Genomic DNA, 20697 nt, shown 5'->3' with positions numbered 1-20697 from the left:
ATACGACAGAATTAGTGGTTTGCAATCATAGAACTCTGGTCGCTTTAACGAAAGCATAGTTCCAGAATCCTTCTTGTAAAGAAGAAACAATGACCCCCCTTGAAGAAGTAGCGTGGATAAATTTGATATCACGTCCATCTACGTCAACAACCAGTCCGACATGATTGATTTTTTTTCCTCTTTTACTGGTTTTGAAGAACAAAAGGTCACCTTTGGTGACTTTTTTTAATTTAATATTCTTACCCTCGTCCGCCATTTGAGATGATACCCTGGGCAAAGGAATATCGTTTTCTCCAAAAGAAACATAAAGAAGGCCGGAACAATCCATACCCTTTTTTGTGGTTCCACCATACTTATATCGAACACCGGAGTAAGCCATAGCGGTATTGATAATCAGATCAGCTTTTTCGAGGACAACGACAGTTACTTTAGAATCAGGAATTTTTTCAGCTTTGGCTAAACTGTCTTTTTCTGATGCCGCAACAGTAATGGTCCGTTCTTTACCATAAGTGGTTTTCTTTTTTACGATACCACATCCGGTTAGGAGTATACTGATAAAAAAAACAAAAATCTTTCTATTCATCCCGGGATATAAATGATCTACCAGAAACTAAAATTAAGCATTTTCTATAATAAGTGCAGCAGCTTTGTCACTTGCACCTTTCCCGCCAAGCTTTTTTTCTAACTCTTTATAGGCATTTAATTGTGCTTCGCGTGTGGGACCATCCAGGATTTTGGTTAACTCCTGCTTCAGGTTTTTTGTTGTCAAATCTGCCTGAATCAGTTCTTTTACTACTTCTTGGCCCATAATCAAATTAACCAGTGAAATATAATCCAAGGTAATTATTCGTTTGGCAATCTGATAGGAAACCCAGTTGCCTTTGTAGCAGACAACCTGCGGGACTTTTAATAATGCCGTTTCAAGGGTAGCGGTACCACTGGTTACCAGAGCAGCATGTGAATGGCTCAACAACTCGTAGGAACTGTTAAAAACAATACTTACATTATAATTTTTTAAGAATTCTGAATAGAAATCAAACTCCAGGCTCGGAGCCCCTGCAATTACAAATTGATAATCTGAAAACGAAGGTGTAATCTTTAACATCAGGCCAAGCATTTGTTGAACCTCCTGCTTTCGGCTACCGGGAAGGAGGGCAATGATTGGTTTATTAGGGTCCAGATTATGTTCATTTCTAAATTCTTGCTCATTACCAATATCTATTTGCCCTATGGCATCAATTAATGGATGCCCTACAAAACTTACCGGGTAGTTGTGTTTCTTTTCATAAAACTCTTTTTCAAATGGCAGAATGACATACATTGCATCAATATCTCTTTTGATATTTTTGATACGCCCTTCCCTTGAAGCCCATATTTGAGGTGAAATATAGTAATTAGTACGGTATTTGTGTTCCTTGGCCCAGCTTGCAATCCTCAAATTAAAACCTGAATAATCAATAAAAATAATGACATCCGGATTATAAGATTTAATATCTTCCTTGCAGAATTTAATACTTTTAAATATGGTGTTTAAGTTGGCAATTACTTCCATAAACCCCATAAAAGCCATCTCCTTATAATGCTTTACAAGAGTACCACCGGCTTTTTGCATTTGATCGCCGCCCCAACAACGGATTTCGGCATTGGTGTCTTTAGCAAGAATTGCTTTAATAAGATTTGATCCATGCAAATCCCCGGATGCTTCCCCGGCGATAATATAATACTTCATTCTAGAAAATCTTATAATAGAGAATAACCAAAGCAGTAAGTAAAGTGGCAACTAATACTCCCTTTGCCCTTTGATCCCTTCTTAATTTTAGAAAGCCAAAAAAGGCGAAGAGATTTAAAATTGCACCTAAGGCTAACAAACTGCCAATATGCCCTTGTTTAACTGCTGCATTGAATGTTTCCATAATCCCAAAATCGGAAAACAAAAGTATGTACAAAAGTGTTCCTATGATATTGGCGATAATTCCTACCGCGAAACCAATTAATATTTCCTTTTTATTATTCATTTAAAGACCAGCTGTTTATATCCTGTATGACGTGATGTGCTGTTAAATCAAACTGTGTGGGAACTACTGAGATATAGCCGTTACTTAAGGCCCATTCATCGGTGTCTTCTCCTTTATCTAATAATTCAAATTCACCGGTAAGCCAATAGTAATCTTTGCCCATTGGATTGGTTCGTTTGTCAAACTTTTCCTTCCAGTTGGCCCTTGCCTGTCGGCATACTTTTATTCCTTTTAAGCCTTCACCATTATTGGTTTTAGGAATATTTACATTGAGAACTACTCCCTTAGGGATTCCGTTGCTTAGTGCCTCTTCTACAATTTTTTTTATTGCTATTTCAGCGGGTTTAAAATTTGCTTCCCATGAATAATCACATAATGAAAACCCAATAGCAGGGATACCTTCAATTCCCGCTTCTATCGCAGCACTCATGGTTCCTGAGTAGATAACATTTATAGAAGAATTAGAACCGTGATTTATGCCACTAACGCAGAGGTCAGGTTTTCTCCCAAGTATTTCCTGAAGTGCCAATTTTACACAATCGGCAGGAGTTCCGCTACAGCTGTACTCTTCATGGCCTCCATTTTCAAGACCTATGGTAATTTTCTTGGAGTAAAGCGTACTATCCAGTGTAATGGCATGTCCCATTCCCGATTGTGGACTATCTGGCGCAACAACTACAACTTCTCCAATTGCCTTCATATATCGAACAAGTGCTCTTAAGCCCGGGGCCGTTATTCCATCGTCATTGGTAACCAGAATAAGGGGTTTTTGCATACCGCATACTTTCTACGGCAAAAATACGTTTTTAATATGTTATTATGGCGCACGAATGGAGGGCCTGTTCAAAAACAATAGTTATGGTATGTTCTTGAATATAGTTTCTCTATACTGAAAAATCGGTACAACTGCTTGATTATTAAAGCTTGTTGGAAACAAACTCTAATGGTGTTTAACAAAAAATTAATGCTGCAGGCTTGCAAAGTGGCATGGTTTTTTCTTTATCTTAGGGAATTCATAGGCATTGCTATGTTTTTTATATTATTAAAGTTTGTTATTAAGTGGGTTAATTCGAGCCACAAATAAAAAAAAATACATGAAAAGAAACCTCATACTTGGATTTTTGGTGATACTTATTGCGGTAGCATCATGCAGTTTTACCAATAAGTCATTTGAAAATGATGATAAGGATAAATTACTCTTAGATCTTATTACATATATTTTAGAGCGCGGGCACTATGAGCCAAAAGAAATTAATGATGATTTCTCTGTTAGTGTTTTTGAAGATTTTATAGATGTCATTGACCCTACAAAAAGATATTTTTTAGAAGAAGATATTTTGGAATTTGAGAAATACAAATTTCAAATAGATGATCAGATAAGAAATACAGATATATCTTTCTTTAATATGGTTTATTCCAGATTCATGATGCGAATGGAAAATGCCAAATCCGTTTATGACGAAGTTTTAAGTGATCCTTTCGATTATACAATCGAGGAATCTATTAATATAGATTATAGGGACCAGACATTTGCAGCAAGCAGAAATGAACTTAAAGAGCGATGGAGGAAACAACTAAAATATGCTACTATTGGAACGTATGATTCTAAATTCAAAGCACAGGAGCAAAAAAAGAAAGATGATTCAGATTACGAAGGTATGGCAGTTTCACAAATGGAATCAGAGGCCAGAGAATCTACCAAAAAGACTTTGGATGAATATTTCGATTTTGTAGACGATCTTAAACGAGAAGATTGGTTTGTATACTATATCAATACAATAGTTGATGAGTTTGACCCTCATACGTATTATTTCGCTCCGGAGGAAAAAGATAAATTTGACATTGGCATGTCTGGTAAATTTGAAGGGATTGGCGCAAGATTGCAGAAAAAACCGGAGGGCGCTAAGATTGTTGAAATCATTTCCGGCGGACCTGTGTGGAGAAATCAGCAACTGGAAGTTGGTGACGAAATATTAAAAGTCGGCCAGAACGGTGAGTTACCTGTAAATATTGTTGGGATGCGTTTGGATGATGCTATCAAACTAATTAAAGGCCCTAAGGGTACGGTAGTTGATTTAACTGTTAGGAAAGTGGATGGCTCTATAGAAGAAATTTCCATTACAAGAGATGTAGTTGAACTTGAAGAGAGTTATGCCAAATCTGCAACAGTTATTAAAGAAAATCAAAAGTACGGGATTATTAACCTTCCTAAGTTCTATGTGGATTTTAATGATTATGCCGAAAGAAATGCAGCCACAGATGTGGCCAAAGAAGTTGAACTTTTAAAGAAGGAAGGTGCAGAAGGCCTTGTAATTGACCTTAGGGATAATGGAGGCGGATCTCTTAAAACAGTCGTGGAAATGGCTGGTCTTTTCATAAAAGATGGCCCAATCGTTCAGGTTAGGTCTTCCGGAAAAGATAAGGATGTATATGAGGATAAGGATGAAAGAATTCAATGGGACGGTCCGCTTGTTATTTTAGTAAATGAGCTTTCTGCCTCCGCTTCTGAAATATTGGCAGCTGCCATGCAAGACTATAAAAGAGCTGTTGTGATTGGCAGTAAACAGACTTTTGGTAAGGGAACAGTACAAAATGTAATCCCTTTAGAAAATATTGTTAGAAGTAATGAACATGGTGATCTTGGAGCAATAAAACTTACGACTCAAAAATTTTATAGGATAAATGGAGGATCAACACAGTTGGAAGGAGTTAAAAGTGATGTTGTTGTTCCAGATAGATACAGTTATATCGACCTGGGGGAAAGAGATCAGCGCAACCCTTTGAGCTGGGACAAAATATCACCAGCAGATTACCAGGTCTGGGATGGGTATATTGATTATGAAACAACTATTGCGAATAGTACCAAGCGCATGTCTGCAAATCCTCAGATTGCTTTGATTGAAGAAAACGCCAAATGGCTCAAGACACAGCAGGAGGAAAATGTGGTTTCTCTTAATTTTGATATTTACAAAAGAGAAGAGAAAAAGGATAAAGCAAAATCTACCTATTTTAAGACTATTTCAGATTACGACTCGCATTTGACATTTGAATCTCTGAAATATGAAGAAGAGCTTTTCACAAAAGATTCTGTATTAAGGGAAAAGCGCGACCGTTGGCATAATAATCTTGCAAAGGATGTCTATGTAGAAGAGGCAATAAATGTGCTTCAGGATTTAAAAATAAACAATATTAAAAAAGGTAAATTAGCAAGTGTAAAAGGCTAGTAAATAATTGTTTACAGTTAAGAAAAGAGCTCCGGTAATTTTACTGGAGCTCTTTTTAGTTAATTTCAATGCCACTATGGTCAGAAGAGAAATACTTAAATAGCATTTTTAAGTTTGTCCGCATGTATTTTTCTAAGCTTGGCCAACTTTGGAGTAATTACAAAATTACAATAACCCTGACTTTGGTTATTTTGATAATAATCCTGGTGATAGTCCTCAGCCTCATAAAATATTTCTAGCGGGCTTAATTCTGTAACCACCGGATCCTCATAATAGGAAGAAATTTCACTTAGAACCCCTTCGGCCACATCTTTTTGATTTTCGTCATGGTAAAAAATGACAGAACGGTATTGTGTCCCAACATCTGCACCCTGTCTGTTTAGGGTCGTGGGGTCATGAGTAGTCATAAAAATCATTAATAAATCATGAAAAGAAATAACATCAGGATCAAAGCTTAGCTGAATTACCTCTGCATGACCAGTTAGTCCAGAGCATATTTCCCTATAAGTAGGCTTGCCTGGAGCATTCCCGCCTGAATATCCTGAGACTACCTTTTCTACCCCTTTCACTTCTAATAAAACAGCTTCGGTACACCAAAAACAACCTCCACCCATAGTTGCCAATTCCAATTTTTTACTTTCCATCAACAACCTCCTTTTCAATTGTCATAGACTCAGAGTTAATACAATAGCGAAGCCCACTAGGTTCAGGACCATCTGGAAATACATGCCCTAAATGTGCGTCGCAGGTATTGCAAAGCACTTCCACCCTGATCATTCCAAATGTGACATCCTTTTCATATTTTATGGCATTTTCTTCAATAGGTTGTGTAAAACTCGGCCATCCTGTTCCTGATTCAAATTTAATAGTGGAATCAAATAAAGGGGTGCCGCAACATACACAGGAATATTTACCGGCATCATGTATGCTGCATAGTGCTCCGGAATGAGGTGCTTCAGTTCCTTTTTTTCGGGTAATCCGGAATTGGTCCGGTGTGAGTATTTCACGCCATTCATTTTCTGTTTTTTCAACGCGCCTGTCTGGTGCGGGATTTCCTTTTACTGTAAAGCTCATTATATTTTTCCAGGTTAACATCGTATTACAATTATGGTGAGTACTTCAAATTCAAATTCAATAAATTTCCTGAAAGGGAAAATAAGTAATTTTTGTCGGATTTATTGCTTCTAACTTACAATCTATGCAATATAATATTCAGTGAAATTAAACTAAATTTGATCTATGATGCAAAGCAGATCACGAAGAACCAACAGAAATATTTATATCTCTTTGTTGATCCTTTGTATAGTAGGTTTTTGGCTGTTTGAGAATTTTTATACTCCCGATTTGTATTCCGCCCCCACTAATGATGTTTTAACTTCTGAAGTGCCGGATAAAATATTACCAGCTTCAACTTCTGGAGAAATAGTGGTTCACAGTAATTATATTCTTTCTTATAAGGAACGTTATGAACAGGCCGAATGGGTAGCTTACGTTCTAAATCGAAGTCATCTTACCTATGACGACAGGGATCGTCCTGATTATATTGAAGACCCTAAAGTAAGCACTAAATCTGCTGATTGGAGAAATTATAAAGGCTCCGGATATGACAGGGGGCATCTTTGTCCGGCAGGAGACCGAAGGTTTTCAGTTTATGCCTATAATGAAACTTTTTATACCAGCAACATTACACCTCAAAAGAATGATTTTAATTCGGGGATATGGAACGAATTGGAAAGGAAGATAAGGAGCTGGAGTAAGCAATATGGTAAGCTGTATATTATTACCGGTGGTATTCTGGAAAAAGACCTTCCGACTATTGGAGAAGAAGATGTGGCAGTCCCCAAAAGATATTATAAAATTGTAGTCAAAGAAGATGGGAGGGATATAAAAGTTCTTGCTTTTCTAATTCCTCATAAGGACACAAAGGAATCGCTTAGTAATTTTTTGGTGAGCGTAGATGATTTGGAGGAGTTAAGCGGAATAGATTTTTTTAGTAAAATGGATGAAGAAATCGAATCGCGCCTGGAACGTAGTATAAATACAAAGCATTGGAAATTCTAGCCCCACTCATTTAACCTGTTCGCATCTAATTTCAGAAATATAAATAAAAGAATTGTAAACCCTAGAAGGCCGGATCCTCCGTAACTGAAGAAAGGTAATGGAATGCCAATTGTTGGGAGTACGCCAATGACCATTCCAATATTTATAAAGTAATGGATCAGCAGTATAGATATTACTCCGTATCCATACATTCGGCTGAAACTGTTTTTTTGTCTTTCGGCCAGATAGACAAGTCGTAGAAGCAGCAATGTAAAGAGAATAACAACGATTGTTGTGCCCAGAAAGCCCCACTCTTCACCCACAGTACTAAAAATATAATCTGTATGCTGTTCAGGTACAAAATCGCCCTTTGTTCTGGTTCCTTCTAAAAAGCCTTTGCCAAAGAATCCACCAGATTCGATAGCCTTTTCAGATTGGTACGTATTATATCCTATGGTTTTGCGAATTTCTTCGAGCTTATTGGGGTCTTTTTCCAACCTAAGCCAAAGGCTGAATCTGTCTCTGTGACGTTGCTCAAATACATTATTAAAAACAAAATTTACAGACAAAGAAAAGGCTATTGAAACAACAAAAACCATTATTAATGGCAAGATAGGAACTTTAAAAGAGGCTCTCTTCAGTAAGAGAAAAAGAGCAATTATTAAAGCCAGGGCAATACCTACCCAAATTGTACCGAACATTAAGGTGGTAATAAAAACCACGACAGCTAAAATGGCAAGCCCAAGATAAAAAAGTGGTAACCCCTCTCTGAAAAGGACAAAAACCAGGGAGAAAAATACCAATGCACTGCCCGGGTCTGGTTGTGGGATGATTAAAAAGGCCGGAATCAAAATAATTAAAAAAGAATAATATTGATCTTTCCGGTTTTTAATATCTGTTTGAATATCACTTAAATACTTAGCCAAAGCTAAAGCGGTGGCAACTTTGGCCAGCTCAGAAGGTTGAAAATTAAAAAATCCCAGGTTGTACCATGAAGTTGCTCCGGCAATGGTCTTTCCAAATACAAAAAGGCCTAAAAGAAGGACGATAGAAATAATGTACAAAACACTGGAAAAACGTTCATAAAAACTGGCCTCGAGTGCAAGTATAACCAGGATACTTATCAGGCTTAATCCAATAAAAATTAATTGTTTTCCGTACAACTGACTAAAATCGAAAACAGAGAAGTTGTTTCCTGAAAATGTACTGGAATAGATATTTATCCAACCTATCCCTACTAATAAAAGGTAAAATAAAACGGTAAGCCAGTCAATTCGCTTAAATACTTTCCTACCAGACATACTCATTTATCTTGAATTCTTCTCCGCTGTATGGCTTGGCATATTCATGTTCAAGAGTTTTGTCGAGCATTCTTTTTTCAAGATCCTTTCTTGTAATAGTTCCTTTTAGGTACTTTTCTATTAATAGAGACGCTATATGTCCTGCATATCTTGAGCCATAATAGCCATTTTCAATATAAACTGCTATAGCAATTTTTGGATTGTCTACAGGGGCAAAAGCGATAAATACTGAATGATCTGTAAGTTGCGTACGTACAGTATCTATTTTTGTATAATTCTCTACGGTACCTGTTTTACCTGCAATCTCTATTCCGGGTATTTGTACCCACCTGGCCGTACCTTTTTTATACACTTCGGCCATGCCTTTAACTACAGGTTCAAAATGCTCTTTGTCTATTGTGGTATATTTAGGTTGGACGTATTCCGGAATGCTTATATCCTTACCTTCAACTTTCTTCAGAATATGAGGGGTATAATAATAACCACGATTTGCAATAGCTGCTGTCATATTTGCCAGTTGTACCGGTGTTGCTGCAATTTCTCCCTGCCCAATGGAATTAGAAATGATATAGGACGAAGACCAACGATCATCTCCATACCATTTGTCATAATACGCCTTACCTGGGATTCTTCCAGGTCTGCCAGTAGGAAGATCATATCCTAAAAAATTACCAAGTCCAAAACTATTCATATGTTTTTCCCAAACATCCTGACCTTCATCTGTAGTAGGAAAATTTTCATAAAATTTTCGAAATGTACCTGCAAAATATGCATTACAAGATTTATATATGCCGATGTTTAAATTTCTTATTCCGCCCCCGCAATGACACCCTCTCTTTGTCTTACCCACATAAAATCCGTTATAGCAGCGAAATGTTGTGCTTGGCCGGATCACTCCTTCCTGCAATGCAACCAGGGCATTTAATGTCTTAAATGGTGATCCCGGTGAGCCTTCAGCCGAAATAGATCTATCAAAAAGGGGTTTGGATATAGTATCATAATGCAGTTTGCTATAATTTTTTGAACGTTCCCTGCCAACTAGTAATGCCGGATCATAGGTTGGCCCCGAGATCATGGCTAATATTTCACCAGATGATGGTTCTATAGCAACAATTCCTCCCCATTTACCATGCATTAGTAACTCTCCGTATTCCTGAAGTTCCTTATCAAGAGTGAGGCTTATTTCCTTGCCTTGTTCCGGAAGGGTATCAAGAATACCAGCTTTATAGGGTCCTATATCTCTGTTGAATCTATCTTTCTGAATATATTGCACCCCTTTTCTACCTCTTAAAATTTCCTCATATTGCTGCTCTACACCTTTACCTCCGGTTAATTCTCCCTGCACGTAATAAGGATTTCTTTCCAGGTCGCGTTCATTTACCTCTCTAATATATCCCAAGACATTGGCAGCGGCTTTGGTGTCGTAATACCTTAAAGATCTTTTTTGAATATAAAACCCATCATATTTCCTCATTTTCTCCTGAAGCATGGCATAGTCTTCTTTAGAAAGTTGAGGCACTAATACCGAAGGCAATCTTGGAGAATATATTCTGGCTTTCCGGAGTTTTTGTACAAATTTTTCTTTATCTATTCCTAAAAGACTACAAAACTCAAGGGTGTCCAGGGGTTTCACTTCCCTTGGAATAACCATCACATCATAGGCCGGATCATTTCCCACCAAAAGTTTCCCGTTTCTATCATATATATACCCCCGTTCAGGATAATCGTATATCGCTTTAATAGCAGGGTCTTCCAAAACCTGATCTGGTGAAAAGCTGAATATTTGCAAATAGGAAAGCCTGCCTATAAAGGTAATTCCGATAATGATAATTATGGACGATAATAATATTTTCTTCATTGAAATTTAGCTTTCAATATTTTGCTATAATGCCTCTCATTCTTTCTTTACACTGAAAAGTGAACCAAAAAGCAAACATAGTATTAGTGTGGCAATTCCTGTAAAAATAACTTTCTTCAAAATTAGCAGCAAATTTGATAGACTGAAAATTTCCAGAGTAAAGAAAATAATATGATGCACTACAATTAATAACGTCAAAAAAGTAATTTGTTGTACCCTGGTAGTGTTAGATAATTTGAAACTCTGAAATTCGTAATTAACCCCAAAAACAAAACGCATAATAGTAGGCCGCAGATAAGCAATGGTAACCGTAGATGCTGCGTGCAAAGCCATGGTGTCTGAAAAGAAATCGATGCATAAACCCAGTAAAAATCCGGTAAATATAAAAACTGATCTATTTTCCTTTATTGGATACCAATAGAGGAAAAGTATATATACCATTGGATTGATAAAGCCAAAAAAATTCAACCTGTTAAATACTAATACCTGAACCAGAACAAGTAAGGCGAATCTAATGAAATTGATATAGTAAAAACTACTGGTCATTGGCAATTTTTGATTGGAGCTCTAAGATCTCAGGTCTGTTTTTGTTATAAATGATATAGACATTTTTAACATTGGACATATCGTTAAAAAGCTCCACATCTATACTATAAAAACTTTTTGATACATTCAGATCAAATTTTTTAATGGTCCCTATTGGAATATTCTCTGGAAAAATACTAGACATGGCCCCTGTAACTATGGTGTCACCAACTAAAAGAGGCACCAATCTGGGAATATCTTCCAGTTTAACCTGGTTATAGCCCCGCCCGTCCCAAATTAAAGAACCAAAATAATTAGTATTCTTTATTTTCGCATTTATATTGGATTTAGTATTTAAAATACTTTGAACAGAGGCATAATTTTTCGTGGTATGTTCAACAATCCCAAGAATTCCCTTGGCCGTAATTACACCCATATCCTGTTTAATACCATCATTTGTTCCCTTGTTTATTGTTATATAATTATTTGGGCTTGAATAACTGTTCTTAATAATTCTTCCGGTAATTATGGCAAAATTAAATTTGGTAGTATCTAATTGGACAGTGTCTTCAATATCTAGATTAAGAAGTAAATTTTGTAGTTTTTTGTTTTCTTCGACCAGTTTTTGGTTTTCCTCATTCAGGTTAAAATACTGTGTAACACCATCTGCAGTATTGTAGATAGAACCGGATATTTGGTTCGAAGAATTAAAGTATTTGGATCTGTGATAAGAATGAGAATCAATAGTAAAGGCCAGGGAAATTAACAGCAATAATAAGTAAAGCAGCGAGGTTTTATACCTAATGATAAAATTGATTATCTGCTGCATTCACTTGTTATGTTAAGCGTTTAAAATGAGATGCCAAGCCTTAACTTAAATCCTCACCGAATTCAGGTTATTTAATAAGAATACTTTTATAGCGTTCCAGGTTTTTTAGTGCTATGCCGGTTCCTCTAACTACAGCTCTCAAAGGGTCTTCTGCGATATAAACAGGTAGGTCTGTCTTTTGAGATAACCTTCTATCCAATCCACGAAGCATTGATCCGCCGCCAGCCATGTAAATACCCGTATTATAAATATCTGCCGCTAATTCCGGAGGAGTTTGTGATAAAGTTTCCATTACAGCATCTTCTACCCGTAAAATGGACTTGTCTAAGGCTTTGGCAATTTCCCGGAATGAAATAGAAACCTGTTTTGGTTTACCTGTAAGCAAATCCCGGCCTTGTACAGACATCTCATCTGGTGGAGATTGAAGATCCTCGGTGGCAGAACCTATAGTTATTTTAATATTCTCTGCTGTACTTTCCCCTACGTATAGATTATGCTGGGTGCGCATATAATAGATGATGTCATTCGTAAATACATCGCCCGCTATTTTAACCGATTTGTCACAAACAATTCCTCCTAAAGCAATTACCGCTATTTCCGTCGTTCCACCACCTATATCCACAATCATATTACCCTTGGGCTGCATAATATCCAGGCCAATACCTATTGCTGCCGCCATAGGTTCATGTATAAGGTAAACTTCCTTTCCATTTACCCGCTCTGCGGATTCCTTTACTGCACGCATTTCCACTTCTGTAATACCTGAAGGAATACATATTACCATCCTCAATGCAGGTGGAAACCATTTTTTCTTAAGGGCAGGTATGTTCTTAATGAACATATTGATCATTTTTTCAGAAGCATCAAAATCTGCGATCACCCCATCCTTGAGAGGTCGGATGGTTTTAATGTTTTCATGGGTTTTTCCCTGCATCATATTGGCTTCCTTGCCCACTGCAATTATTTTACCAGTTATCCTGTCTCTTGCAACAATAGACGGACTGTCTACAACTACCTTGTCATCATGGATAATAAGAGTATTTGCAGTGCCCAGGTCGATAGCTATTTCTTCAGTTAAGAAATCAAAAAATCCCATTCGCGTTAATTTGGTTTCGGTTTAAAAGGTGTATTTCATCGACAAAAGTAGTAAAATTAATGCTTAAAATGACGAGTGCCTGTCATAACCATTGACATTCCATTTTCGTTACAATAATCGATGCTCAGTTGATCCTTAATTGAGCCTCCTGGTTGAATAACGCTTTGAATACCATTATTATTTGAAATCTCAACACAATCGGGAAATGGAAAAAATGCGTCGCTTGCCATTACCGCTCCTTCCAAATTAAATTTAAAGGATTTTGCCTTGTGAATAGCCTGGTTTAAGGCATCTACCCTGGAAGTTTGCCCGGTTCCGCTGGCACATAATTGTTTGTTCTTTGCCAATACAATAGTGTTAGATTTTGTATGCTTACATAACTTAGAAGCAAAAATGAGGTCATTTAATTCTTCCTGACTTGGTTTCCTTGTGGTCACATATTCCAAATCCTCCAGTGTATCCGTTTTAAAATCTTTATCCTGAACAAGAATACCATTTAGGCAGGTCCTGACTAGAGTATCAGGGATAGGTGTTTCTTTTTGAATCAGGACAATTCTGTTCTTTTTACCCTTTAAAATAACCAATGCCTCATCATCATAAGAGGGGGCAATAACTACCTCACAGAATAAATTATGAATTTCCTGAGCCGTAGGGACGTCTACTTTTACATTACTTATTAGTATGCCACCGAAAGCCGATACCGGATCTCCTGCCAGTGCATCAACATATGCCTGGTGTATTGTATTTCTGGTGGCTAATCCGCACGCATTGTTATGTTTTAGAATAGCAAAAGTAGGATCATCGTTTTTAAACTCGTTCATGAGATTTAAAGCGGCATCAACATCTAATAAATTATTATATGATAATTCTTTTCCGTGTAATTTGGTAAATATGGCATCAAAATCTCCAAAAAAGAATCCTTTTTGGTGCGGGTTTTCCCCATATCGTAAAATTTTAGCATTGGTTTCGCTAATCTTTAAAGCAGCCTCCTTATGATCCTTATTGAAGTAATTGAAAATAGCCGTATCATAATGGGAGGAAACATTAAATGCTTTTGTGGCAAAATGTCTTCTGTCTTCCTGTGTACTCTCCGCTCCGGTTGTATTTATTAATTCTAAGAATTCCTTGTAATCCTCCATTGAAGAAACACATAAAACATCCTTATAGTTTTTTGCCGCAGCACGTATCAGGGAGATACCTCCAATATCAATCTTTTCAATGATTTCCTGTTCAGATGCCCCAACCGCTACAGTTTTTTCAAAGGGGTAGAGATCCACGATAATAACATCTAATTGGGGGATATCAAATTCTTCTAATTGGGCAACATCACTTTCGTTATCCTGTCTGTTTAAAATACCTCCAAATACCTTTGGATGTAATGTTTTAACTCTTCCACCCAATATAGATGGATAGCTGGTTACCTCCTCAACAGGGATTACATCAATCCCCAATTCCCTAATAAATTTTTCGGTACCTCCTGTGGAGTAGATTGAAATTCCGAGCTCATCAAATTTCCTTACAATAGGTTCTAGACCATCTTTGTGAAATACTGAAATTAAGGCTGATTTAATTTTTTTTGTATTGCTCATTTTGTAGTGCTTAAATAGAATAGCTAAAGGTCACAAATGTAATTTTTTTGAAGCTATAAATGAGATAGTGTTATTAACAAAAGAGCTAAAGTTTTAAAGAATTTTGGCGACCTGTTTATTGACAAATTCTAAAAAATCTTCATCATCCTTATTAAAAGGGTCCGGGGTATTGGAATCTATATCAATCTGGCCAATATTCTCTCCATTTACAAACAGGGGAACAACAATTTCTGCTTTTACATTAATGCTGCAGGCAATATAATTATCCTGAGCTTTTACATCCGGGACTATAAAGTTTTCATTGCTAAGGGCAACCTGGCCACAAATTCCTTTTCCAAAAGGGATGATCGTATGGTCTGTAGGTAGCCCGGCATAAGGACCAAGTTTTAATTCTTCTTTATTGCCGTTTTTAAAATAAAAGCCTACCCAGTCATAATGTGGAATATTTCCCTGTAGAAGATCGCATATTTGTTTAAGGCGTTCGTTTACCTCAACAGTTTTATTATTTAGTATAGATTCTATATTTGGGCGTAATGCACTTAGCATATTATTTTTTTGTAAAAGTATTCAAAATGTAGATTTTAATAATGGTGTTTTAAACAAATCTTAGCGAAATGATCTCCTGAATTAGAGCGAAAGAACATTTAAACTTTTGTTAACCAATACAATAAAAGACAAATTTTCGTAGTTTTGTATTACTGATGAAGGAAACTTTGCGTCAAATAGTATCTGTTACCATGGCACTTTTAGTGTTGTTCTCTACTATGTCCTTTACAGTAGATATGCACTATTGTGGAGACCTTTTGGTAGATTACAGTTTTTTTGAAACTGCAGACGGTTGCGATATGAATGCAAGTGCTTCCGGAATAACGGACGAGGATTCCGTTATGGAAATGGAGATGGATTGCTGTACCGATTTGGAAATTATCCTGGAAGGACAAGATGATTTGAAAATTTCTTTTGATCAATTCACTTTTGAGCAACAGATCTTTATCTCGACGTTCTATTACACTTATGTTAACTTATTTGAATCGGTTGATAAAAACCTCATTTCTTTCAAAGAGTATTCCCCACCCCTCCTGATCAGGGATATACAAATTCTCGATCAGACTTTTCTCATTTGATTTTTAAACATTGAAATTATAGCCCGACAGTTATTGCTGTTTAATGGGCTTAAGTTGTTGATTACATTATTGGTCAACTTCAGTTTCTAACTGTTTAATAATCAATTCATATGCTAAACAAGAGCATTAAATATCTCATAAATAATAAACTGATCGCTGTTCTGATGCTTGTCCTTTTTGTAGGATGGGGAATAGTGAATGCCCCGTTTAACTGGGACATTGGATTTTTACCAAGTAATCCCGTGGCGGTTGATGCTATTCCGGATATAGGTGAGAACCAACAAATTGTTTTTACTAAATGGCCCGGTCGTTCTCCCCAGGATATTGAAGACCAGATCTCCTATCCTTTAACAACATCTTTATTGGGTATACCTGGAGTCAGAACAATACGCAGCTCCTCTATGTTCGGATTTTCGAGTATCTACATCATTTTTGAAGAGGATGTTGAATTCTATTGGAGCCGCAGCCGAATTCTTGAAAAACTGAATTCCCTACCTAGTAATATATTACCTGAGGGCGTAAGCCCTGCACTTGGGCCAGATGCAACGGGCCTGGGGCAAATTTTCTGGTATACTTTGGAAGGTAGGGATGAAGAGGGAAACGTTACAGGCGGCTGGGATTTGCAGGAATTGCGAAGCGTTCAGGACTACTATGTAAAATTCGCCCTTACCTCAGCAAGTGGCGTCTCCGAAGTAGCTTCTATCGGTGGTTATGTACAGGAATACCAGATTGATGTGAATCCTGAATTGATGAAGCAGTATAATATTGGTCTTCATGATGTGGTTAATGCGGTCAAAAAGAGCAATCGTGATATTGGTGCACAGACCTTGGAAATCAATCAGGCTGAATACCTGGTAAGAGGTCTTGGCTATGTGGAATCTTTGGAAGACATAAAAAATGCTGTAGTCATTTCGGAGGATTATACTTCCATTCGCATAAAGGATATTGCTAATGTTTCGCTGGGACCGGCTGTTCGCCGCGGTATTCTCGATAAGGAAGGCGCAGAAGTTGTTGGGGGTGTCGTCGTGGCCAGATATGGAGCAAACCCGCTTGAAGTAATTAATAGTGTAAAAGATAAAATTAATGAACTCAGCCCGGGACTTCCTTCCAAAAAATTATCCGATGGCCGAAACTCGCAACTTACAATTGTACCATTTTATGATAGGACCGAGTTAATTCAGGAGACCCTTGGAACACTTAATGATGCTCTGAGTTTGGAAATTCTCATTACCATTTTGGTTATTATTATCATGGTCTTCAATTTGCGTGCCTCAATATTAATTTCCGGGTTGTTACCGGTAGCCGTATTAATGGTTTTTATAGCAATGAAACTTTTTAACGTAGATGCAAACATTGTTGCACTATCGGGGATTGCCATTGCCATTGGCACTATGGTGGATGTGGGTGTCATCCTCTCCGAAAATATCATCCGACATCTGGACGAGAATGGAGAAAAACTGCCCATAAACACGGTTGTTTATAATGCTACAGCTGAAGTTTCCGGTGCTATAGTTACGGCGGTTATGACCACCATTATCAGTTTCATCCCGGTATTTACGATGATAGGGGCCGAAGGAAAACTATTCCGACCGTTGGCTTTTACGAAAACCTTTGCCTTGACCGCATCCATAATCGTCGCTTTGTTTCTCATACCTCCCTTTGCCGCCTTTCTCTTTAGAAAGAAAAGTGGTAAAAAGACCTTGGGCTATGTCATCAACGGAATTTTTGTCTTTCTAGGGGTTCTGGCCGTTGTGTATGGTTACTGGCCAGGATTAGTATTAATTGCATTTGGAATAGTAGGACTGTTAAAGAATCCTGAACTGGCATCACGTTTGTTTAAAGGGTTCTCTTTAACCGAAAAACGTGCAAATCTGATCAATATCGTTATCTCGGTTTTGGTCATCATTTTTCTTCTGGCAGAATATTGGCGGCCTTTGGGATTGGACAAGAATATTTTATGGAATTTGGTTTTTGTATCGCTAATCTGCTTTGGGCTTTTGGCGGTATTCTTAAGCTTTCGTAAATATTACACCAGTATCTTGAGTTGGGCCTTGCGTAACAAATTGCTGTTCCTGTTCATACCAACAGTGATCGTCGTTTTCGGAGTACTTATCATGCAAAATACAGGCAAGGAGTTTATGCCCTCCTTAAACGAAGGTTCCTTTTTGTTGATGCCTACATCACTTCCCCATGCCGGAGTTGAAGAAAATAAACGGGTGTTGCAACAATTGGATATGGCCGTAGCCACTATCCCTGAAATCGAAACGGTAGTTGGTAAGGCGGGGCGAACGGAATCCGCACTAGATCCTGCGCCATTATCCATGTACGAAAATATGATTCAGTACAAACGTGAATACATTCTGAACGAGGCCGGCAAACAGCAGCGCTTTAAGGTAAATGATGATGGACTATTCGTATTGAATGATGGCAATTTTATTTTAAACCCGAATACGGTACTTGATGAAAAAGCCCACGAATACAAGGAAACCGATCTTGAAGATTTCTCGGAGATCGGTTTTGATAATTTGGTTCCCGATCCCGATGGGGAGTACTACCGTAATTGGCGACCAGAAATACAATCCCCCGATGATATTTGGAACGAAATTATACGTCTAACGCGTTTGCCCGGAGTTACTTCTGCTCCCAAATTACAGCCTATCGAAACCCGGTTGGTTATGCTCCAAACAGGAATGCGCGCACCGATGGGGATCAAAGTCAAGGGTCAGGATTTACGGCAAATTGAAGCCTTTGGCATTCAACTGGAGAATATCCTGAAAGAAGTGGAAGGGGTCAAGGATGAAGCAGTATTTGCCGATAGGATAATTGGCAAACCTTACCTGCTGATTGATATTGATAGGGAGGCTCTGGTCAGATATGGAATCCAAATCGAAGATGTGCAACAAGTGTTAGAAGTGGCTGTTGGTGGTATGATTTTGACCCAGACGGTGGAAGGCAGGGAACGCTATGGGGTTCGTGTACGCTATCCAAGGGAGCTCCGGGAAAACCCAACTGACATCAAGAACATTTATGTTCCGGTGGCAAAGGGCAATTCTGTTCCTTTGAGCGAACTGGTTAACATCCGCTATGAAAAAGGACCTCAGGTCATCAAAAGCGAGGATACTTTTTTAGTGGGTTATGTGCTTTTTGATAAACTGGACGGTTTTGCCGAAGTCAATGTAGTAGAGAATTCGCAGGCCCTTATCCAACAAAAAATAGACAACGGAGAACTGGTAGTTCCCAATGGCATCAACTATCAATTTACAGGTACATATGAAAATCAAATACGGGCAGAAAAAACTTTATCTGTAGTCGTGCCATTGGCTTTGCTTATTATCTTTTTGATCCTGTATTTCCAGTTTCGTTCGGTATCCACTTCGTTAATGGTTTTTACAGGAATCGCCGTGGCTTTTGCCGGAGGCTTTATTATGATTTGGTTCTATGGACAGGATTGGTTCTTGAATTTCAATTTTTTTGGCGAGAATTTACGCGATATGTTTCAAATGCATACTATTAATTTAAGCGTAGCAGTTTGGGTAGGATTTATTGCCCTTTTTGGGATAGCCACAGATGATGGTGTGGTCATGGCCACGTACCTGACCCAGACCTTTGACCAGAACAAACCCAGCACCCTGGAAGCCGTAAGAGCATCGGTTGTGGAAGCAGGGGAAAAACGTATACGTCCTTGTTTGATGACCACGGCAACAACGATTCTGGCTTTATTACCAGTGTTGACTTCTACAGGTCGGGGAAGCGATATTATGATTCCCATGGCAATACCCTCTTTCGGGGGTATGTTGATAGCCTTGATAACACTGCTGGTGGTGCCAGTATTGTATAGCTGGAAAAACGAGTGGCAACTTAAAAGATTAAATGCATGAAAAATACTATGACCATCTTAATGGGATTCTTAATGGTTACGGCAGTAAAAGGCCAAAACCTGGACTCCTATATTCAGGAAGCTGAAAACAACAATCCCGAAGTGCAGGCATTTGGGCTCCGGTACAATATTGCTAAGGAAAAAGTGGAAGAAGCTAATACCTTGCCAAATACGGAAGTGAACGCGGGCGTTTTTGTTAGCGAACCTGAAACGAGAACGGGTGCTCAAAAAGCGCGGTTTTCTTTCAAACAGATGCTTCCCTGGTTTGGGACCATTACATTACGTGAAAACTATGCTAGTTCTCTAGCCGATGTAGACTATTTGGATATTGTGATCACCAAAAGAAAATTGAGATTATCCGTATCTCAATCCTATTATGAATTATACGCCATTGAGGAAAAGCAAGTAGTATTAGAAGAAAACATTCAACTCCTGAATACTTATGAAAAGTTGGCTTTGACCTCGGTTGAAGTCGGTGGCGCATCTGCGGTTGATGTTCTAAGACTCCAGATAAGACAGAATGAACTTAAAGCAGCTAAATTGGTCCTGGAGCGGGAATATCGGGCAGTCCAAACGCAGTTCAACAATTTCTTGAATCGTAATGAAAATACCTCTATCGATGTCGCTGATGACTTACCAGTGTACGAACCCATAGAAATCAGCAGCAGTCCGTTGACGCTGCATCCTGAATTGGAAAAATATGACAGGCTGTATGAATCGGTAGCACAATCCGAAGTTTTGAATAAAAAGGAGGCAAGTCCGAATATTGGTTTTGGGTTGGATTATATACCTGTAGAGAAAAGACCGGGCATGGATTTTAGCGATAACGGGAAGGATATTCTGATGCCCATGGTTTCCTTGTCCATTCCCATTTTTAACAACAACTATAAATCGAGGACTGTTCAAAATGAAATGCGACAGGAGGAAATCATTGCGCAAAAAACGAATCGAACTAATCTCCTGGAAACCATTTTAAGCGAAGCCCTTTCGAATAAGGAAGCCTCATATATCAAATATAAAACGCAAATAAGGAATTTGGAACAGGCTAAAGATGCAGAGGAAATTCTTATAAAAAACTATGAAACAGGAACCATAGATTTCAACGATGTTCTTGACATCCAGGAATTACAATTGCGTTTCCAAACAAGCCTGATAGAGGCCGTCAAAAATTATTATGTTCAAACGGCCGTAATCAATTATTTAACTAATCAATAAGAAA

General features: G+C 38.0%; 18 protein-coding genes. 5 read left to right on the top strand and 13 right to left on the bottom strand.

Translation table 11 applies throughout. The features are described 5' to 3' along the window. Positions 1 to 25 precede the first annotated feature (25 nt). From Q0X66_RS08040 to surE, 4 genes are read right to left on the bottom strand one after another with little or no spacing between them, the layout of a single operon-like run. A complete protein-coding gene (locus Q0X66_RS08040) occupies positions 26 to 583 on the bottom strand; it encodes a C40 family peptidase (RefSeq protein ID WP_297705070.1) in 558 nt (185 codons plus the stop codon). Between the two features lie 33 nt (positions 584 to 616). Then, positions 617 to 1729, bottom strand: coding sequence for a lipid-A-disaccharide synthase (lpxB, locus tag Q0X66_RS08035; protein ID WP_297705068.1), 1113 nt, complete (start codon positions 1727 to 1729; stop codon positions 617 to 619). Position 1730: 1 nt separating this feature from the next. After that, positions 1731 to 2015 (bottom strand): hypothetical protein, encoded by a 285-nt coding sequence (locus Q0X66_RS08030; RefSeq protein WP_297705066.1) that lies wholly within the window; start codon positions 2013 to 2015, stop codon positions 1731 to 1733. Continuing rightward, the gene (surE, locus tag Q0X66_RS08025) at positions 2008 to 2790 is read right to left on the bottom strand and encodes a 5'/3'-nucleotidase SurE (protein ID WP_297705064.1); all 783 of its coding nucleotides are present in this window, start codon (positions 2788 to 2790) and stop codon (positions 2008 to 2010) included. The genes Q0X66_RS08030 and surE overlap by 8 nt, the downstream gene beginning before the upstream one ends. Positions 2791 to 3109: 319 nt before the next feature. Here surE and Q0X66_RS08020 point away from each other — a divergent pair, with 319 nt between their 5' ends. After that, positions 3110 to 5239: a carboxy terminal-processing peptidase gene (locus Q0X66_RS08020; RefSeq protein ID WP_297705062.1), complete on the top strand. Its 2130-nt coding sequence runs from the start codon at positions 3110 to 3112 to the stop codon at positions 5237 to 5239. 95 nt (positions 5240 to 5334) lie between these two features. Here Q0X66_RS08020 and msrA read toward each other — a convergent pair whose 3' ends face one another. Together msrA and msrB are read right to left on the bottom strand one after the other, a co-directional pair. Continuing rightward, on the bottom strand, positions 5335 to 5883 hold the full coding sequence (gene msrA, locus Q0X66_RS08015) for a peptide-methionine (S)-S-oxide reductase MsrA (RefSeq protein ID WP_297705059.1): 549 nt from the start codon (positions 5881 to 5883) through the stop codon (positions 5335 to 5337). Beyond that, positions 5873 to 6334 (bottom strand): peptide-methionine (R)-S-oxide reductase MsrB, encoded by a 462-nt coding sequence (gene msrB / locus Q0X66_RS08010; RefSeq protein ID WP_297705057.1) that lies wholly within the window; start codon positions 6332 to 6334, stop codon positions 5873 to 5875. The genes msrA and msrB overlap by 11 nt, the downstream gene beginning before the upstream one ends. A gap of 144 nt (positions 6335 to 6478) precedes the next feature. On the opposite strand from msrB, the gene Q0X66_RS08005 reads away from it, so the two are divergent. Further along, on the top strand, positions 6479 to 7300 hold the full coding sequence (locus Q0X66_RS08005; protein WP_297705055.1) for a DNA/RNA non-specific endonuclease: 822 nt from the start codon (positions 6479 to 6481) through the stop codon (positions 7298 to 7300). On the opposite strand, the gene rodA is transcribed toward Q0X66_RS08005, so the two are convergent. The 7 genes from rodA to Q0X66_RS07970 form a co-directional block, all read right to left on the bottom strand. After that, positions 7297 to 8580: a rod shape-determining protein RodA gene (gene rodA, locus Q0X66_RS08000; protein ID WP_297705053.1), complete on the bottom strand. Its 1284-nt coding sequence runs from the start codon at positions 8578 to 8580 to the stop codon at positions 7297 to 7299. The genes Q0X66_RS08005 and rodA overlap by 4 nt on opposite strands. After that, positions 8570 to 10438 (bottom strand): penicillin-binding protein 2, encoded by a 1869-nt coding sequence (locus Q0X66_RS07995; protein ID WP_297705051.1) that lies wholly within the window; start codon positions 10436 to 10438, stop codon positions 8570 to 8572. Before Q0X66_RS07995 ends, rodA begins: the two co-directional genes overlap by 11 nt. A 36-nt stretch (positions 10439 to 10474) precedes the next feature. Beyond that, a complete protein-coding gene (locus tag Q0X66_RS07990; protein WP_297705050.1) occupies positions 10475 to 10984 on the bottom strand; it encodes a rod shape-determining protein MreD in 510 nt (169 codons plus the stop codon). Beyond that, positions 10974 to 11792: a rod shape-determining protein MreC gene (mreC, locus tag Q0X66_RS07985; RefSeq protein ID WP_297705048.1), complete on the bottom strand. Its 819-nt coding sequence runs from the start codon at positions 11790 to 11792 to the stop codon at positions 10974 to 10976. Before mreC ends, Q0X66_RS07990 begins: the two co-directional genes overlap by 11 nt. A gap of 67 nt (positions 11793 to 11859) precedes the next feature. Further along, positions 11860 to 12888 carry a rod shape-determining protein gene (locus tag Q0X66_RS07980; protein ID WP_297705045.1) on the bottom strand — a complete coding sequence of 343 codons (1029 nt, stop codon included), beginning with the start codon at positions 12886 to 12888 and terminating at the stop codon, positions 11860 to 11862. Between the two features lie 56 nt (positions 12889 to 12944). After that, positions 12945 to 14477, bottom strand: a complete 1533-nt coding sequence (gene purH, locus Q0X66_RS07975; protein WP_297705027.1) for a bifunctional phosphoribosylaminoimidazolecarboxamide formyltransferase/IMP cyclohydrolase — start codon at positions 14475 to 14477, stop codon at positions 12945 to 12947. A gap of 93 nt (positions 14478 to 14570) precedes the next feature. Further along, a complete protein-coding gene (locus tag Q0X66_RS07970; RefSeq protein WP_297705025.1) occupies positions 14571 to 15023 on the bottom strand; it encodes a GAF domain-containing protein in 453 nt (150 codons plus the stop codon). A gap of 155 nt (positions 15024 to 15178) precedes the next feature. Between Q0X66_RS07970 and Q0X66_RS07965 the strand changes: the two genes are divergently transcribed. The 3 genes from Q0X66_RS07965 (at position 15179) to Q0X66_RS07955 (ending at position 20693) form a co-directional block, all read left to right on the top strand. Beyond that, entirely contained in the window at positions 15179 to 15601 is a 423-nt protein-coding gene (locus tag Q0X66_RS07965; protein ID WP_297705023.1) for a hypothetical protein, read from the top strand. A 110-nt stretch (positions 15602 to 15711) separates the two neighbouring features. Further along, positions 15712 to 19479, top strand: a complete 3768-nt coding sequence (locus tag Q0X66_RS07960) for an efflux RND transporter permease subunit (RefSeq protein WP_297705018.1) — start codon at positions 15712 to 15714, stop codon at positions 19477 to 19479. After that, positions 19476 to 20693 (top strand): TolC family protein, encoded by a 1218-nt coding sequence (locus Q0X66_RS07955; RefSeq protein WP_297705016.1) that lies wholly within the window; start codon positions 19476 to 19478, stop codon positions 20691 to 20693. Before Q0X66_RS07960 ends, Q0X66_RS07955 begins: the two co-directional genes overlap by 4 nt. Positions 20694 to 20697 lie beyond the last annotated feature (4 nt).

This window comes from uncultured Eudoraea sp. (genome assembly GCF_947260015.1).
Classification (GTDB): domain Bacteria; phylum Bacteroidota; class Bacteroidia; order Flavobacteriales; family Flavobacteriaceae; genus Eudoraea.
The sequence above is the reverse complement of the archived record's forward strand: the minus strand, read 5'-3'. Positions and strand labels throughout refer to the sequence as shown.